The sequence below is a fragment of the Bradyrhizobium sp. S3.3.6 genome, from assembly GCF_040546905.1.
In the GTDB taxonomy this organism is placed as follows: Bacteria; Pseudomonadota; Alphaproteobacteria; order Rhizobiales; family Xanthobacteraceae; genus Bradyrhizobium; species Bradyrhizobium cytisi.
Genome location: NZ_JBEPOT010000017.1, coordinates 60,856 through 77,000, shown reverse-complemented (window position 1 = coordinate 77,000; position 16,145 = coordinate 60,856). Strand labels below are relative to the sequence as shown.

The 16,145-nt window shown below is 62.4% G+C and carries 16 protein-coding genes; 7 read left to right on the top strand and 9 right to left on the bottom strand.

Going from position 1 to position 16,145, the window contains the following annotated elements; all coding sequences use genetic code 11:
* Positions 1–4: 4 nt before the first annotated feature.
* Entirely contained in the window at positions 5–1,330 is a 1,326-nt protein-coding gene (locus ABID59_RS34175) for an O-acetylhomoserine aminocarboxypropyltransferase/cysteine synthase family protein (protein ID WP_354086276.1), read from the bottom strand.
* 253 nt (positions 1,331–1,583) lie between these two features.
* On the opposite strand from ABID59_RS34175, the gene ABID59_RS34170 reads away from it, so the two are divergent.
* The 3 genes from ABID59_RS34170 to epsC are packed head-to-tail and all read left to right on the top strand — an operon-like array spanning position 1,584 to position 3,245.
* A complete protein-coding gene (locus tag ABID59_RS34170) occupies positions 1,584–1,721 on the top strand; it encodes a hypothetical protein (protein ID WP_354035952.1) in 138 nt (45 codons plus the stop codon).
* 44 nt (positions 1,722–1,765) lie between these two features.
* Positions 1,766–2,338 carry a flavin reductase family protein gene (locus ABID59_RS34165; protein ID WP_354086275.1) on the top strand — a complete coding sequence of 191 codons (573 nt, stop codon included), beginning with the start codon at positions 1,766–1,768 and terminating at the stop codon, positions 2,336–2,338.
* Positions 2,328–3,245 (top strand): serine O-acetyltransferase EpsC, encoded by a 918-nt coding sequence (gene epsC, locus ABID59_RS34160; protein ID WP_354086274.1) that lies wholly within the window; start codon positions 2,328–2,330, stop codon positions 3,243–3,245. Before ABID59_RS34165 ends, epsC begins: the two co-directional genes overlap by 11 nt.
* Here epsC and ABID59_RS34155 read toward each other — a convergent pair.
* The 4 genes from ABID59_RS34155 to ABID59_RS34140 are packed head-to-tail and all read right to left on the bottom strand — an operon-like array spanning position 3,242 to position 6,962.
* Positions 3,242–4,108: an ABC transporter permease gene (locus ABID59_RS34155; RefSeq protein ID WP_354086273.1), complete on the bottom strand. Its 867-nt coding sequence runs from the start codon at positions 4,106–4,108 to the stop codon at positions 3,242–3,244. The two genes, epsC and ABID59_RS34155, sit on opposite strands and share 4 nt — an antisense overlap.
* On the bottom strand, positions 4,101–4,961 hold the full coding sequence (locus ABID59_RS34150; RefSeq protein ID WP_354086272.1) for an ABC transporter ATP-binding protein: 861 nt from the start codon (positions 4,959–4,961) through the stop codon (positions 4,101–4,103). Before ABID59_RS34150 ends, ABID59_RS34155 begins: the two co-directional genes overlap by 8 nt.
* Positions 4,958–6,016: an ABC transporter substrate-binding protein gene (locus tag ABID59_RS34145; RefSeq protein WP_354086271.1), complete on the bottom strand. Its 1,059-nt coding sequence runs from the start codon at positions 6,014–6,016 to the stop codon at positions 4,958–4,960. Before ABID59_RS34145 ends, ABID59_RS34150 begins: the two co-directional genes overlap by 4 nt.
* A gap of 19 nt (positions 6,017–6,035) precedes the next feature.
* Positions 6,036–6,962 (bottom strand): TauD/TfdA dioxygenase family protein, encoded by a 927-nt coding sequence (locus tag ABID59_RS34140; RefSeq protein ID WP_354086270.1) that lies wholly within the window; start codon positions 6,960–6,962, stop codon positions 6,036–6,038.
* Between the two features lie 748 nt (positions 6,963–7,710).
* Here ABID59_RS34140 and ABID59_RS34135 point away from each other — a divergent pair.
* From ABID59_RS34135 to ABID59_RS34120, 4 genes are all read left to right on the top strand, one after another.
* Complete coding sequence (locus tag ABID59_RS34135) at positions 7,711–9,054, top strand: LLM class flavin-dependent oxidoreductase (protein ID WP_148752472.1); 1,344 nt, start codon at positions 7,711–7,713, stop codon at positions 9,052–9,054.
* Between the two features lie 45 nt (positions 9,055–9,099).
* Positions 9,100–9,915, top strand: coding sequence for a MetQ/NlpA family ABC transporter substrate-binding protein (locus tag ABID59_RS34130; RefSeq protein WP_148752473.1), 816 nt, complete (start codon positions 9,100–9,102; stop codon positions 9,913–9,915).
* A gap of 246 nt (positions 9,916–10,161) precedes the next feature.
* Positions 10,162–10,314 carry a hypothetical protein gene (locus ABID59_RS34125; protein ID WP_187434980.1) on the top strand — a complete coding sequence of 51 codons (153 nt, stop codon included), beginning with the start codon at positions 10,162–10,164 and terminating at the stop codon, positions 10,312–10,314.
* Between the two features lie 45 nt (positions 10,315–10,359).
* Positions 10,360–10,869, top strand: a complete 510-nt coding sequence (locus ABID59_RS34120; RefSeq protein WP_148752474.1) for an Lrp/AsnC family transcriptional regulator — start codon at positions 10,360–10,362, stop codon at positions 10,867–10,869.
* A 140-nt stretch (positions 10,870–11,009) separates the two neighbouring features.
* Here the strand turns inward: ABID59_RS34120 and ABID59_RS34115 are convergent, their stop codons facing one another.
* From ABID59_RS34115 to ABID59_RS34100, 4 genes are all read right to left on the bottom strand, one after another.
* A complete protein-coding gene (locus ABID59_RS34115; RefSeq protein WP_354086269.1) occupies positions 11,010–12,692 on the bottom strand; it encodes a tannase/feruloyl esterase family alpha/beta hydrolase in 1,683 nt (560 codons plus the stop codon).
* A 430-nt stretch (positions 12,693–13,122) separates the two neighbouring features.
* On the bottom strand, positions 13,123–14,103 hold the full coding sequence (locus ABID59_RS34110) for a tripartite tricarboxylate transporter substrate binding protein (protein WP_148752476.1): 981 nt from the start codon (positions 14,101–14,103) through the stop codon (positions 13,123–13,125).
* A gap of 75 nt (positions 14,104–14,178) precedes the next feature.
* Positions 14,179–15,084, bottom strand: a complete 906-nt coding sequence (locus tag ABID59_RS34105; protein ID WP_148752477.1) for a VOC family protein — start codon at positions 15,082–15,084, stop codon at positions 14,179–14,181.
* A 17-nt stretch (positions 15,085–15,101) separates the two neighbouring features.
* On the bottom strand, positions 15,102–16,094 hold the full coding sequence (locus ABID59_RS34100; RefSeq protein WP_148752478.1) for a zinc-dependent alcohol dehydrogenase family protein: 993 nt from the start codon (positions 16,092–16,094) through the stop codon (positions 15,102–15,104).
* Positions 16,095–16,145: the final 51 nt, after the last annotated feature.

Sequence of the window (16,145 nt, the reverse complement as noted above, 5' to 3'; positions counted from 1 at the left end):
GGTTTCACGCCGCCTTGCGTGTACCAGCGCCGGCGTCGGCCTGTGCCAGCGCCTGACCGAGATCCGCGAGGATATCGTCGGGATGCTCAATCCCGACCGACAGGCGGACGTAGCCGGGCGTGACGCCGGCGGCGAGTTGCTCAGCGGCAGTCAGCTGCTGATGCGTCGTTGAGGCCGGATGAATGGCCAGCGAGCGGGCGTCGCCGATATTGGCAACGTGATAGAATAGCTTGAGCGCATCGATGAATCGCCGGCCGGCTTCGACGCCCCCTTTCAGCTCGAAGCCGACCAGCCCGCCAAAGCCGCCCTTCAGATAGGCGTCCGCCCTGCGCCGGTTCTCCCCGCTTTGCAGTCCGGGGAAGATCACGTTCGAAACCAAGGCGTGCCTGGCGAGGAAGTTCGCGACCTTGACCGCATTCTCGTTGTGCTGCCGGATGCGCAGCGGCAGGGTTTCGAGACCCTGAATGAACTGAAAAGCATTTTGTGGCGCGATCGACGCGCCCAGATCCCGCAACAGCTTGACGCGAGCCCGCAGGATGTAGGCGATCGGACCGAGCGGCTTCGCGGCCTCAGTCCAGATCGCGCCGTGATAGGCCTCGTCGGGCTTATTCAGAAGCGGGAAGCGGTCCGCATGTGCCGCCCAGTCGAAATTGCCGCCATCGACGATGGCGCCACCGATCGCGGTGCCATGGCCACCGATATATTTGGTCGTGGAATAGACAATCACGGCAGCGCCGTGCTCAAACGGTCGCGCGATCAGGGGCGACGCCGTGTTGTCCAGGATGAGCGGAACGCCGAGCGAGCGGCCGATATCCGCGACTTCCTTAATCGGAAAGACATTCAGCTTCGGGTTTGGGAGCGTCTCGCCGAAATAGGCTCGCGTCTTTGCGTCCGCGGCCCGACGAAAATTCTCGGGATCGGAAGGATCGACAAAGCGGACCTCGATGCCGAACTGCTTCAAAGTCTGCGACAGCAACGTCCAGGTACCGCCGTAAAGATCAGTGGAGGACACGATGTTGTCGCCGGCCTGGGCAATGTTGAAGATCGCGAAGGCGGAAGCCGTCTGCCCGGAGGCAACTGCGAGGGCGGCCGCCCCGCCCTCAAGTGCGGCAAGCCGATCCTCAAAGGCCTGCTGGGTCGGATTTCCTATACGGGTGTAGATCGGACCAAGCTGCTCGAGCGCGAACAGGCGCGAGGCGTGATCCGTGCTTTCGAACTGGAATGATGTGGTCTGGTAGATCGGAACCGCCACCGCACCGGTGGCGGGGTCGGTGCGGTACGATCCACCATGCAACGCCAGCGTCTCGAAGTTCCGGGTCTCCAACGCCATCTGCAATTCCCTTTCGATCTCCAGAGCGCGCGTCGCGCGCGGCAAGCCGTGCTTGTCGACGAAGATGATGCGGTTGGATTCTTCGGCTGTCGAGCGTGTCAGAAAAATAGCGATGCGCGTCCTGTATCAACGCCGCTTCGTAACGCGTTTCTTTCCACGCCTCCGCTGAATTGGAAAAAAACTCGCCCACGCAAAATGCTAAAAATGGTCGGGCGCACGAGATGTTCTTCGCAATTGACGATCGGACTAGACCATGACGAGACCTCGCGAGCTGCGCGTCAACGCTTTCAACATGACCGCGCCGAGCCACAACTGGGCCGGCCTATGGTCTCATCCGCGCGGCGAGCACGAGATCAACGGCACGCCGCTGCCCGCGAAGAGCTTCTTCTGAGAGCGAACAGGCCGATCCACGGCGTCCGATGCGAGGAGCGACAGATGGGAAAGTCCGACATTCATCTGGTCAGCGGCGATGACGAGGTCGAGAACCAGTTTCGAGCCGTGATGCGGCGCCTGGCCGGCGGCGTCACCATCATCACGGCCGGCTGCGACGAGGACATCACCGGCATGACGGTGACGTCCCTGACGTCGCTCAGCGCCAGTCCGCCGCGGCTGCTGGTCAGCGTCAACCGGCAGGCCTCGTCCTTCGCTCGAATAGCGCGTTACGGCGTATTCGGCGTCAACGTTCTGGGATCTGACCAGCAGGCTCTTGCCGGGCGTTTCAGCGACGGCAGCTTGAAGGGCCACGAGCGCTTCGACGGGATCCGATGGTCCGCGGGGGCGGCCGGCGTGCCGCTGCTTAGCGACACCCTCGCAACCATCGAATGCAAGGTCGAGGAAATCATCGAGCGGCACTCGCATGGCATCATTATCGGCAGCCTGTTGAGCTTCGAGCTATCCCGCGAGCTGTCGGGCCTGGTGTACTGGAACGGCCAGTACATCAGGATCACACATGATTTCGACCTTGACCTCCTCGCCGAAATCAGCATTCCGTTGGCCCATGTCAGATAACCCTCCGGAATCGCCCAGCGGCGGGCGCTGGCAGCTTGACAGGATTGTCGCCGAGCTTCGCCTCTCGCGCGAAGAAACGCACAGCATCAGGCGCGACGGAGAGGCGCGGCGCGCGCCCTCGCGCGAGGCGCTTCAGGCCATTCTGGATGGCCTCACCGAGGCGCTGTTTCCGAGGCATTACGGTCAGTTCGACCTCGACGGCGAGAATATCGACTACTTCGTCGGCAATCGCCTGAGTATCGCCCTCGACGGGCTTTGCGACCAGATCCACCGCGGCGCGCGATTCGTCGGCGACGAGCTGATCCCGGGCTACCGGCGCGAGGACGCGGTCGCGCTGACGCGGCAGTTCGGCGAGCGCCTGCCCGCGGTGCGCGGCCTGCTGATCTCCGATTTGAGAGCCGCCTTCGTCGGCGATCCCGCAGCCAGGAATTTTCCGGAGATCCTGATCGGATATCCGGGCATGACGGCGATCATCCATCACCGGCTGGCACATATCCTTGATGGGCTCAATGCGCGCTTGATCGCCCGGCTTGTCGCGGAGATCGCTCATACCAGAACCGGTATCGACATTCATCCCGGCGCCAGCATCGGATCCGGCTTCTTCATCGATCACGGCACCGGCGTGGTGATCGGTGAGACCGCGATCATCGGCGACAATGTCCGTATCTATCAGGCCGTGACGCTCGGCGCGCGCCACTTTCCGACCAACGATGATGGCCATCTGATCAAGGGCGATGCACGGCATCCGATCGTCGAGGACGACGTCGTGATTTATGCCGGTGCAACCATCCTCGGCCGGATCACGATCGGCCGGGGCGCGACGATCGGCGGCAACGTCTGGGTCACCCAGGACGTGCCGCCGAACAGCATCGTGACGCAGGCCACCGCCCGCAACAAGCAGGGTTAGGCGGCCGGCGCCTTCCAGCGCATCAGGCGGCGTTCCAGCGCCTCGAGGATCGCGTTGAAGACGAGGCCGATCACGGTAATCCCCAGGATGCCAAAATACATCTGTGGGATCAGAAAGCTGTATTGGCTGTTGATGATGAGATAGCCGAGCCCGGATTTCGCGCCGACCATCTCGGATGCGACCAGCACCAGCATCGCGGAGGCGCTCGCCAACCGTATACCGACGAAGATCGTCGGCAGCGACGCCGGCAGGATCACTTTGCGGAACAGCTGGTTCGGCGTCGCCCCCATCGTCCGTGCGGACTTAATCAAGAGCGGATCAACCTGACGCACGGCCGCGATTGTATTGAGCAGCAGCGGCCATGCGCAGCTATAGACCACCATGGTGACCTTCGAGAGCTCGCCGATCCCGAGCAGCAGGATGAAGACCGGCAGCAACGCCAGCGGGGCCGTGTTGCGCGCAATCTCGATGATCTGGTTCAGGAAGTCGCCGAGCCGGGCGTACCACCCGGTGACCAACCCGAGCGGCACGACCAGGACGACTGCGATCAGGAAGCCGCTGAGCGCTCGTAGCATGCTTGCGGCAACATCGTCGTAAAGCTCTCCCGTCTGAGCAAGCTGCCAGCCGGCCGCGATCACCTCCGAGAACGGGGGCAGGAACGTCACATCCACCAGCCCGAGCCGCGGAACGATCTCCCATGTCGCCAAAAACAACAGCACCAACAGAGAGCGCTGCCCAATGGCGCCGAACCCTTTCACGAGGCTCCCCGTCGCCGCGGAGAGCGCGCCAGCGCGTTGCCTAGCCCGATCCTTCGGGCTCCCCTCGGCGAGCTCCAGCAGCGTCAGGATCTCCAGATTAGACATGAGCCACCTCCTTCGTCTTTGCGGCAAGCTCGCCTTCAGCTGCAATTACCTGAGCCCCTTGCGCCTTCAGCACCTCGTCGCGCAGCAAGGACCACACCGCGTGCCTGACATGCCCGAACTGCGGCAGTGACCGGACGTCTTCGGTCTCGCTGTGCAGTTCATCGGGAATGTCGACGATCTGCTTGATGCGGCCGGGACGCGAGGTCATCACCGCCACGCGCTGGCCGAGCACGACGGCCTCATCGATGCCGTGCGTGATGAACAGGATGGTCTTCCCGGTGCTGCGCCAGATCCGCAGCAGCTCGCCCTGAAGCGTCTCGCGCGTCTGTGCGTCCAGCGCCGCAAAGGGCTCGTCCATCAGCAGCACCTCGGGGTCGTAGGCGAGACTGCGCGCGATCGCGACGCGTTGCTTCATGCCGCCGGAGAGCTCGTGCGGATAACGGTCGGCAAAGCCGGACAGTCCGACCAGATCGAGGTAGTGCAACGCCTTCTCCCGCCGCTCCCTGGCTTTCAGGCCGGCAATGTCGAGCCCGAATTCGACGTTCTGCGCGGCCGTGCGCCAGGGGAACAGCGCGTATTGCTGGAATACAATACCGCGATCGCGCGCAGCTCCTTCGATGACCTTGCCGTCGAGGAGGATACGCCCGCTACTCGGCGCCGTCAGGCCACCGAGCAGGTCCAGCAGGGTTGACTTGCCGCACCCGCTCGGCCCAACCAGGGCAAGGAATTCGCCGGTCCGAACATCCAGCGTAATGTCGTCCAGCGCGGTGAAGCGTTGCGCCGGCCCACTATCCTCGCCGCGCACCGAAAAATCCTTGCAGACATGCTCGAAGCGGATCTTGGCCCTCGTCATTTGGCCTCCGCGGTCTTGCCCGGGCGGAAATAATTGAACTCGTTGGTATAGAGGTCCGACGGCTTGAGCTGGTCCTGCTTCAACAAGCCATCCTTGACCAGCCAGTCGATCCACACCTGCAGCTCGGCGTCGCTGATCACGCCGCCTCTGGTCGCTATGCCCGTGCTCTTCCAGTATTTGATCGGCGTGGCGTCCTCGTTGCGCTTTCGCTCGGCGATGATGCGTTCGAAGCGGGCCCGGACCTCCTCAGGCGGGGTGGTCTGCGCCCAGGCAATGGCCCGCGAGACGCCTTCGATCAACGCCCGGGAGGTGTTGGGATTGTCCTTGATGAATTTGTCCCGGAGCACGTAAGACCCCCCGGTGAAGTTTCCGAAGATGTCCGTATCCGCAAACAGCCTGCGGATGCCGCCGCGTTCGAGTGCCTTGTCGCGCAACACGCCATTGAGCGTGCTGATCTCGACCTGCCCCTGTCGCAATGCCTGCTCGCCGGTGACGGGCGGAATCGCGACCAGCGTCACCTGCTTTGCCTCCGCCGGCGTCAAACCGTTGCGGGAGAGATATTCGCGCAGCACGAACTCGAGATGCGCCCCTAACGTGTTGACAGCGACCTTCTTGCCGATCAGGTCCCGAGCGATCCTGATCGGGCTGTCCTCCTTCACGTAATAGCCGTTATAGGTGTTGTCGTCCGATCCGTAGTAGCCGACCACGGCCTTGATCGGCGCCTTGGCCGCGATCAGCTTGATGATCGCGCCATAGAACGCGCCGCCGATGTCGATGTCACCGGTGACGACAGTCTGGATGTCCTGCGGACCGCTGATGGTGTTGCCGACCCATTTCAGCTTCAGCGGCGCGAGATAGCCGAGGTCATCGGCCAGCTCGATGAACGTCACCTGGCCAGCCCAGCCCTGGTAGCGGATTTCGGTCTTTTCGAGCTGCGGCTCGGCCATGGCTTGGCCAACCAGGCCGGCCAGCGCGATGCTAGCGAGAGCAAGCTGGCGGCCTCTTGCGCGCAGGCCCGCAACCAGACGGCGCAAAGTGGAGATAGCGATTATCATTCTCATAACTCCAACTCGTTCAGGCGGCTCTCGCCTGCGGCTTCGCCGCCTCGATGCGGGTGACGCTGTTGCGACCGTCGATGCTGACCGGCACCTCGCCATCGATGGTGGCCCGCCGGACCACGCGGTGCTGGTCGCCGTAATCGTTCACGGCGTAGTGTTGGGTGGCACGATTATCCCAGATCACCACATCGCCTTGACGCCAGCTCCAGCGCACCGTGTTCTCGGGTGCGGTGATGTGGGATTGGAACAGGTCGAATAATTTCTGGCTGTCGTATTTCGACAGGCCGACGAAGCGCTGCACGAAATTGCCGAGCACCAGCGTGCGCTCTCCGGTTTCGGGATGGACGCGGACAACGGGATGCTCAGTCTCGTAGACCGTCGCCGTGAAGACCTCCTCGAATTGCTTCCGATCGGCTTCGCTTGCGCGGGTCTTGACCGCGTAGTCGTAGGCATTGCTGTGCACCGCCCAGAGCTCGTCCGCGAGCTTTCGCAGCGGCGCCGGCAGATCGAGATAGGACGCGGCCGTGTTCGACCAGATCGTATCGCCACCGAACTCGGGGATCACGACGCCGCGCAGAACCGAGATCTTGGGATAGGCGTCGACGAAGGTGACATCGGTATGCCACTGGTCGGCGCGGCCACCGCCGCGTCCGGAATCGAGCTCCAGGATCGACGCCGTTCCTTTTGTCGCGCCAACCGTCGGATGCGGCACCAACTTGCCGAGCCGATGAGCAAACCGCTCCTGTTCGGCATCATCCAGATGGTTCTGGTCTCGGAAGAAGATGACTTTGTGCTCGAGGAGAACCTGGTTGATCGCCGCAATCGTCCGATCCGGCAGATCGCCAGAGAGCTTGATGTTCCTGATTTCGGCGCCGATGCGGGCCGACCGCTTGACGATATCCGAACGCGGAATGTCGTTGTCGATGGTGATTCCGTCAGTCATGTCATCTTCCCCGAGACCGCGATCCATTTGGACAAGGCTCCGCCGTTCGCCGATCGCTGATGCGACGGCGGAGTGAAAGACAGTAATGTTGCGATCGATCCTCTTGCGGGACTGCCGTCTGCTCTGACGACAATCGCATCTTGCGGGATCTTCCGTGGAAGCTGCATCAATGCAGCCTGTGTTCAGTTACACGATGCTAACGCAAGGGCTTCGGAAATAGCTTCCAAAGTTGAAGGCAAGCGGGAAACAGATGCACCTGCGGTGACGGCGTGTCCGTTCGTTATTTGCATTGACCGCGTGGAATGAGCCCTGGAGAGCACCGGACATTCGCCCCGGCGCAGCGCCTTCTAATCGAGATCATGAACCCGCAACATCATCTCTTTCGCTCGCTGCCGCCGCTAGATTCATGCTCGCATCACGCCGAACAACGCAAATCCATTTCATCGACATTTCTCGTTCCGGCAACATAGAGTTGGTCGCGATCACGCCGTCTCTACGGCGCGTAGGACATTTTGGATAGAACGATGTCGACACCAGGCGCGCATTCGGCAACTTCCTCGGCGACTTTTCGCAAGCTGAACGAGCAGAAATCGACGCAGCTTTTGCCGCGCTGGTCGAGACGAAGCGCACATCGGAGGGCCTCTGCCTCGAACGACATCTGCGTTTTGCATTCGCGCGAAAGCCGGGGTCGCAAACCACCCCTTACGTCTCGTAGCCACTCCGGCCATCGAATCTGGGCATTCGAACCATGAGCAACCAACGGCAGCTTGTACTCAACCTCTTCATCTACCCCGGCGGCCACCACGAAGCCGCGTGGCGCTACAGGGGATCTGAACCAGACCGCATTCTCGACATCACTCATTATCAGGAGCTGGCGCAACGCGCCGAGGCGAGCAAGTTCGACGCCATCTTCTTTGCCGATGGGCCAGCACTGGCCGACAACGTCCGCTACGCCCAGCGCTTTCGTTTCGAGCCGATCACCTGGCTCGCGGCGATCGCCGCGGTGACCCAGCGCATCGGCCTGATCGCAACCGCATCGACCACCTATACCGAGCCCTACAATCTCGCACGCCTGTTCGCTTCACTGGATCATCTGAGCCGGGGGCGCGCCGGCTGGAACATCGTGACCACCAGCGCACCGCAGGCCGCACAGAATTTTGGATTGCCAGAGCACCCTCCTCACCACGAACGCTACGAACGCGCCCGCGAGTATCTCGATGTCATCTCGCGACTCTGGGATAGCTGGGAGGACGACGCGCTCGTCAACGACCCCGAATCCGGCATCTTCGCCGATACCAGCAAGATCCACACGCTCGACCACGTCGGGAAGCATTTTCGTGTGCGCGGCCCGCTGAACATTTCGCGCACGCCACAGGGCCGGCCGGTCTATGTGCAGGCCGGCTCCTCCGACGACGGCCGTTCCTTCGCCGCCCGATACGCTGAGGCGATCTTCACCGCGCACCAGACCCCGGACTCGGCCAAGGCCTTCTATGCGGACATCAAGCGCCAGGCCCGCAGCTTCGATCGCGGTCCCGACGAGATCAAGATCCTGCCCGGCATCAGCCCCTTTATCGGCAGCACGCAGGCTGAAGCCGATCGGCTTCAGGACGAGTTCAACGCGCTGATCCAGCCGGAGTATTCCCTCACGCAGCTCCGCCAGATGATCGGGCTCGATCTCACCGCCTACGATCTCGACGGTCCCGTCCCGCGCCACCTCATCGACACCGCGAGCGCGCGCGGCGCCGCCAGCCGCTTCAAGCTCGTGGTCGACATCGTCGATCGCGAGAAGCCGACCATTCGACAGCTGGTGCAGCGCCTTGCCGGCGCGCGCGGCCACTGGGTCATTGCCGGAACGCCGGAAAAGATCGCCGACAACATCCAGACCTGGTTCGAGAACGGCGCGGCGGACGGCTTCAACGTGATGCCGCCCTGGCTGCCCGGCGGCTTCGATGTCTTCGCCGAGCAAGTCGTCCCGATCCTGCGCAAGCGCGGCCTGTTCCGCGAGGACTACACCGGCACGACGCTGCGCGAGCATTACGGCCTCGCCCGTCCCGCCAGCATCTACTCCAACGCGGTCAAGGCGATCGCCTGACACCGCTTCCGTACTGACATCCCAACTCGAGACCAGCAAGAAGACATGAAGACAGCGTTTTTTCTCCTCTCGGGCCTTTTGGCTCTCTCCCCCTTAGCCGCGGGAGATGCCTCCGCACAGCAACCCGCAAAGCCGGAGCTGCGGGTCGGCTTCGTGCCGGGGCCATATATCGATGAGTTCAAGGTCGGCGTCGAACCAGAGCTGAAGAAGAAGGGCTACAAGATCCGCTATGTCGAATTCTCGACCGGCCTTGAAGCCAACAACGCTGTGTTCAAGTCCGAGATCGACGCCAACGTGATGCAGCACACGATCTTCCTCGACTCCTACAACGAGCGCCAGAAAACCGATCTCGTCGGCGTCGTCCACGTCCCGACGCCACCGATGGGCCTCTATTCGAAGAAGCACCCGCTGGGCACGCCGATCAAGCCAGGCTCCAGCGTCGCGGTGCCGAACGATCCGGTCAATCTGCAACGCGCGCTGTGGGTGCTGCGCGATCTCGGCCTCATCGAGATTCGCGACAGCAAGCCGGTCGATGTCACCGAGCTCGACGTCATCAAAAATCCCGGCGGCATCAAGATTGTGCCGCTCGAGGCCGCACAGGCGCCACGGGCGCTCGACGACGTCGACTTCGCCGCCGTCCAGGGCAATTTCGCGATCTTCAGCGGGCTAAAGCTGACCAACGCCTTCGCGCTCGAGAAGATGACGACACCCTATATCAACGTGCTGGCCGTAAAGAAGGCCAATGCCACCGCCGGATGGGCTCAGGACATCGTCGCCGGCTACAAATCGCCTGCGTTCAAGGCAGCGATTCAGGCCGACCGGTTCTATGACGGGTTCACTTTGCCTGATTACATGAAGTGAGCGGAGCGCATGTTCGAATTCACGCTTGAATGGGCCAGCCGCCGCTCCGTCGCATGCGTTCGGCGCGGCGATGGCATCAAAACCACCCATCTCCGACAAGCGCCGTGGAATTTTCCATCCGCGCCCGCGACGACGTCAGCATGATTCAACCAAACTGATCCCGACGAGTATGTAGCAATGTCCAACGCCATCCCTGCCGTGATAGCGTTCCCGCGTTCTCGCCCTACACCGTTGTCCGGAGTGAACATGAGCTATCTCATCTCGCTGCAGTCAGGCTGCGCTCGTTTGATCGAACAGGCACGCGGATGGTTCCAGCGCTCGCTGCAGCCGCGGACAGGCGGCCCGGACAACACACAGGACGATCTCTACGAGATCTTCCTGTTCGGGCCTCACGGCTGACGCCAGGCAACGCCGTCCAACTTTCATCACACTGAGGTTTCAGACATGACCGACGCTGCGCTGCAGCTCGCCGAAACCGGCCGCCGTCTCGACGCCATCGACCGCAAGATCCTGGCCGTCCTCCAGGAGGACGCTTCGCTCTCGGTTGCGGAAATCGGGGACCGCGTCGGCTTGTCCTCGACACCGTGCTGGAAGCGCATCCAGAGGCTGGAAGCCGACGGCGTGATCCTGAGACGGGTTGCACTGGTCGATCCGAACAAGATCGGGCTTGGGCTCTCGGTATTCGTCTCCGTGGAGAGCTCCGACCATTCGGATGCCTGGCTGAAGCGCATCGCCGAGGCTGTCAGCGCCATGCCCGAAGTGATGGAATTCTACCGGATGGCCGGCGATGTCGACTATATGCTTCGCGTCGTGATTCCGGACATGCAGAGCTACGACGTGTTCTACAAGAAGCTGATCAACGCCGTGCCGCTCAAAAACGTCACCTCGCGCTTCGCGATGGAGAAGATCAAGTCGATCACGGCGCTGCCGGTGCCGCTGGTGGTGGCGGACTAAGGAGCGAGCGGAGACGACTCTGCCCTCCGCGCCGAGCGGCTGGGCTAACGACAGCACGGTACCCGCACGCACGCATTGCATCGCGCCCAACCTGTTCGGAAGTTTTTCTTCATGTCGCCACGTTAACGGTCCCTTGATGCTCACGGCGCCGACGGCGTGCACCGATAGCTTTCCGCTCGCAGGCGATCACCGGACGTGTAGCGCGGATAGTCCGGATAGCGGCACATCGGACGTGAGCCCAACAGCTTGAATGGCGGCGAGTTCTCCTTGACTGTCTGAATCAGGGCATCAGGCGGCGGCGCGCCATCACTCACCCAGCGGTCCAATGGATCGAGCAGATCGACCATGGTTGGCACCGGGCTGCCGTCGGTCACGCTGGCCGCTGCACCGCTATGGGTCGAGGCGGGTGAAATAAACAGGCGCGCCGAGCGATCGACCATCGCCTGCCCAACCCTTGCAGACACCGAATTGAAGTAGTTGATCGCGGCCAGGGGACTCAGTGCAAGGTCGCCGGTGTTGGAGCGCATGATCAGCTTGCCGCCGCGTGCGAAAAACGCCGACAGATCGGGATTGGTGGAGTCGAGCAGTTCCGATAGCTCGCGAAGGCGGTCGCGAAACTTGTTCGGATCGAACGTGCTCGGATCGAAGAGCGCGTCCTTCGCCACAAAGAATCGAACAAAATTCGCGGCATAGAGCCAATGGATCGAGGACGTATCGATGTCGACGGCCGCGTTCGGCGCCGCCGTCCCTGTGATCCAGCGCATCATGTGCGAGCTGCGGCCATCCGGCGTAATCTCGTTGCCGTAAAGCCATTGCGGATAGGCCGCGAGCCCGTTCGGTACCGCGAACGGCAGTTCATAGGGTGAATGGAGCGCCACGACGGTCGCGATTTGTGCATCGGACAGGCAGGTTTCACCGCTGTCAGCGCCGTTCGCACAGCGCAATTCCTTCAGATCAACATGCGAGGGACAAGCGAGATAATTATTGACGACGCCGTCGACCAGCCCGTCCAAGGCGTCACAACGATCGGCGACGAATTTCGCAAACATGCCGAGCTTGGCAGGCGGTATCCATCCGCCGTGGACCTGCGGGATCTCGTGATGCAAGAAGGCTCCGCCAATCATTGACAGCTGAATGGCGGGCACCACGCTGACGATGCCGTCGTAGTCGGCCGGGAATCGCTGCGCCATCGTCAGGCCTTCGCGCCCACCCTCCGAGCCGCCGAAATAATACACCCGCGACGGCGGCTGTCCGTAGAACATGCCTATCATGTTCACGCTGACGTCCCTGACCTTCTTGTAGGACGCATAGGCGTAATTCACCACCATCTCGTCATTGAGGCCGAACTGTCCAACGCTATTTGGCGCAAACGCTGACGCCTGATGGCCCGAATCGGTTCCGAAGGTCACGTAGCCGCGCGTCAGCGGCAATGGATCGTCCGATGCAGCATCGCGCAACGGCGCAAGTCCGGTGATAAGCGTGCCGTTGTAGCCGCCACCGCCGTACTGCACTGCCTTGCCGTTCCACGCGATCGGCAGATTGATCTGGAAATTGATCAATTGTGCCGCGGGATCGACCGGCGCGATGCTGCCATTTACCCTGCAAAACTCGGGCGTGGCCGGCGTGGCAGTGGCGTTAGCGGCAACAATCGTCCCGGAAGCAATGGTAGCTTCCCCGCTCGGCAGTCCAATCGACGCTGCGGGAATCACACGGCCGGCGAGCGTCGAACAGATTGCCTTGAGTTGCTCGGCGCTTGGCAAGGCCGCCATGGCTTTCTTGGCACAGATCGTCTCACTACCCAGGAGGATCGAAAGCGCGAGCAATGCCAGTCGGAGTGGTGAGCGGTAGTTCATCTGATCCCCAATTTTTTCGTTTCTTGTGCCAACGAAGACTCGAGTCGATGAGAATAGCGTGCTGCTCCGCGTTGCGCCAATTTAAACGCCCGCTCTTCAGCTGTCGTGAATGCATTGAACGAACTCCCGAAGTCGCATTAATCAATGATTCAGCAGAAGGGTTGCTGGTCAGGTGCGCACGAACCCGACCTTCTGGAACAAGTAATCGCTGGATTCGGACGCGAGGCGCTTCGCTCGTACAACGAGAGCATCGTCGAGAATCCGGCCGCCACACTTTCATGGGCCTGTCGGCGACGAAAACCGCCTCGATGCAACCGGCGTCCGCCGCGCCGACGATCGCATCCACCGACACTCCCTCCCCTGTAAGCCTCTCTTCGTCTTCCCGCGGCGGACGCGCAGATCAGATCTTCGGGATCTTCGCCCGCTCAACCACACCCGACCACTTCACGATTTCGGACTGGATCAGCTTCTTCATCTCTTCCGGAGAGCTGCCACGGACTTCGCCGCCGACGGCCGTTTCCAGGCGCTGCCTGATCTCGGGCTCGTTGAGGATGTCGAGTGTCGCCGAGTTGAGTGCGGCGATGACGGCAGACGGGGTGCCCTTGGGAGCGAGAACGCCCGCCCAGGTCCGCACGTCATATCCCTTGACGCCGGCTTCCTCGACCGTTGGAACATCCGGCAACAGCGCAGTCCGTGTTGGCGAAGTCACCGCCAACCCGCGAATGCCACCGCTCTGGATCTGCGCCGCGAGCAGCACGGGCGTGCCGACGATGACCGGAACCTCTCCGCCAAGCAGCGCGGTGACGGATTGAGAATCCCCGCGATAGGGTACATGGACCATGTCGATGCCGGCCATCGCATCGAGCAGCTCTCCCGCGAGATGATGCGTGCTGCCGAAACCGACCGAGCCAAAGCTGAGCGCGCCGGGCTTCTGCTTTGCCATCGCGATCAGTTCGCCCAGCGATTTGGCCGGGTAGTCGTTGCGCACCGCAATGACCAGCGCGTAGTAGACCAGCGTCGAGATCATGTCGAAACTGTCGGCCGGCTGGTAGCTCAGGCTCTTGTACGTCGCGGGCGATATGGCGTGGGCGCCTGTGACGAGTCCGATCGTGTAGCCGTCGGGCTCAGCCTTGGCGATCGCGTCCGCCCCAATGTTGCCGCCGGCACCGGGCTTGGCTTCGACGACGATCGGTTGCCCGAGCTTCCTGGAGAGCCCGTCGGCGATAATGCGCGACAGCGTGTCGGCCGCGCCGCCGGCGGCAAAGCCGTGAATCAAGCGTATGGGGCGCGAAGGATAGTTGTCCGCCGACTGGGCAGGGCCGGCCGCCATAAAGCTGCCGAGCAGAAATCCGGTCGCAGCAAACCGCTTCATCCACCTCATGGATGCATCCTCCCTTTGACTGTTGCCTCGTTGGCCGCGGCGAAGCGGCGGTCTTCCAAACGAGTGCCGGGCCGCCTAGCGGGCGAACTCGACGCATTCCGGTGATGGCGGCAGACCCCAGACGTCGCGCGGCAGCCCGACCCAGACTTTCGGCCGCTGCGGACGATCGCGATGCCAGGGACGCGGATCGAAATAGCCAAGCTCCTCATCGATCATGCGATCGAGATCGTGGAACAGCTCGACGAGATGGCCATCCGGATTGCGGTGATAGACCGCGGTGTTGTGGCCGGGGCCGTGACGGACCGGTCCCCAAAGGATATTGAGCTTGTGGCGGGCGAGATGATCGCAAGCCTGCTGCATGTGGGAAGGGCCGCGCAACTCGAATGCGAGATGATGCAGGCTGCGCACGGGCGCACGGGCGAAGTTCAGCGTATGATGTTCGTAACCGCTGCGCAGGAAGACGAAGCGGTCCTCGACCCAGTCGGAGACCCGCAGGCCCATGACGTTCGCATAGAACTCCGACGCCGCAAGCGGATCGGGCGTACGAAGCGCGACATGGCCGAGCTTGGTGACGGCGAGCGCACCGATCCGCTCCTGCGCCGGTGTCGGCGTCCAGCCCTGGATCAGTTCGAACCGCGTTCCCTCGGGATCGGTGAAGGACAACAGCCTGGAAATTCCAGGCAGAGGATCACTCCGCAGTTCGGGACGCAAATTCGCGCGCTTCAGAGCGGCCCCCAATGCGTCCATCTCGACATTCGGAGAGATCTCGAACGCGATACTCGTCAACGCCGCCTCGCCGGGCTCGATCACGAGCGAAAGCTGCTCGGAATCGCTGGCGAGAAAAATGCGATCTCCATCGCGACCGACCAGGCCAAGACCGATCACGCCGCGGTAGTAATCGAGCAATCGCTCGGAATCCGGCGAGGCGAAAGTGGCGTGTCTCAGCCGTGTGAATCGGGCAATCGGTGCCTGGGTCGTCATTGTACTGGTTCACTCTCTCATGGCGTCATGATGATCTTGCCGAGCGCGGAGCCCTGCTCGAGCAAGGTGTGAGCTTCCCTGACCTGGTCGAGCTTCAGTGTCGCCGAGATGGCCGGCTTGATCGCGTTGCGGCTCAAGGCGTCGATCACGTTGCGCATCAGGGCGCGACGGCCCTCGCGATCATGGTCATAGATGTGGAAGGAGAAGCAGCGCACGGCCGGGCAAATGTCGAGATGATTGCGCATCGCCGCCATCAGATTCTCTTCCGGCAGCCCGGCGAAGGCGTTGTACGACAGCAGCGTGCCCCATTTGCCGAGCGCGCCGAGATAGGAGGTAAACTCCGGTCCGCAAACGTGGTCGAGCACGAGGCCGACGCCCTCGCCTTTGCTCAGTTCGCGGGTCCGCGCCACGACATCCTCGCGGCGATAGAAGATGACGTGATCGGCACCGTTGCTTCGCGCGAATGCGGCCTTCTCCTCGGTGGAGACCGTGCCGATCACGGTCATTTGTGCGAGCTTGGCCAGCTGCACCAGCGCGGTGCCGACACCGCCGGCCGCGCCGATCACCAGCACACTTGCGGGCGCGCGCGGATGGCGGCACTCGTGCAGCAGTGCGTAAGCCACCTGATAATTCGACAGGCACACTGCGGCTTTCAGATCGACATTGTCGGGAAGTGCATGAACGGCATCGGCGGGGGCGACGACGTATTCGGCGTAGCAGCCGCCGCGCTGCGACAGGTCACGCGCGCTCAGCAGGATCTTCTGGCCGACCTGCAAGCCTTCAACGCTCGACCCGAGCGCGGAAATACGGCCAGCGACATCATTGCCGGGATTGGCCGGCAGCGGCGGCATCCATTTGTAGACGCCGCGGCGGATCAGGACGTCGGGCTGCCCCACGCCGAATGCTTCGGCGCGGATCTGAACCTGTCCGGCACCGGGCGCTGGCACCGGCACTTCGACCAGCTCGAGGGCATCCGACCCGCCCGGCTGACGTACCAGAACCGCTCTCATGAGCTCATCCCCTCTCCTCGGACCATATTTTCGAAAATACTAGCTATTACG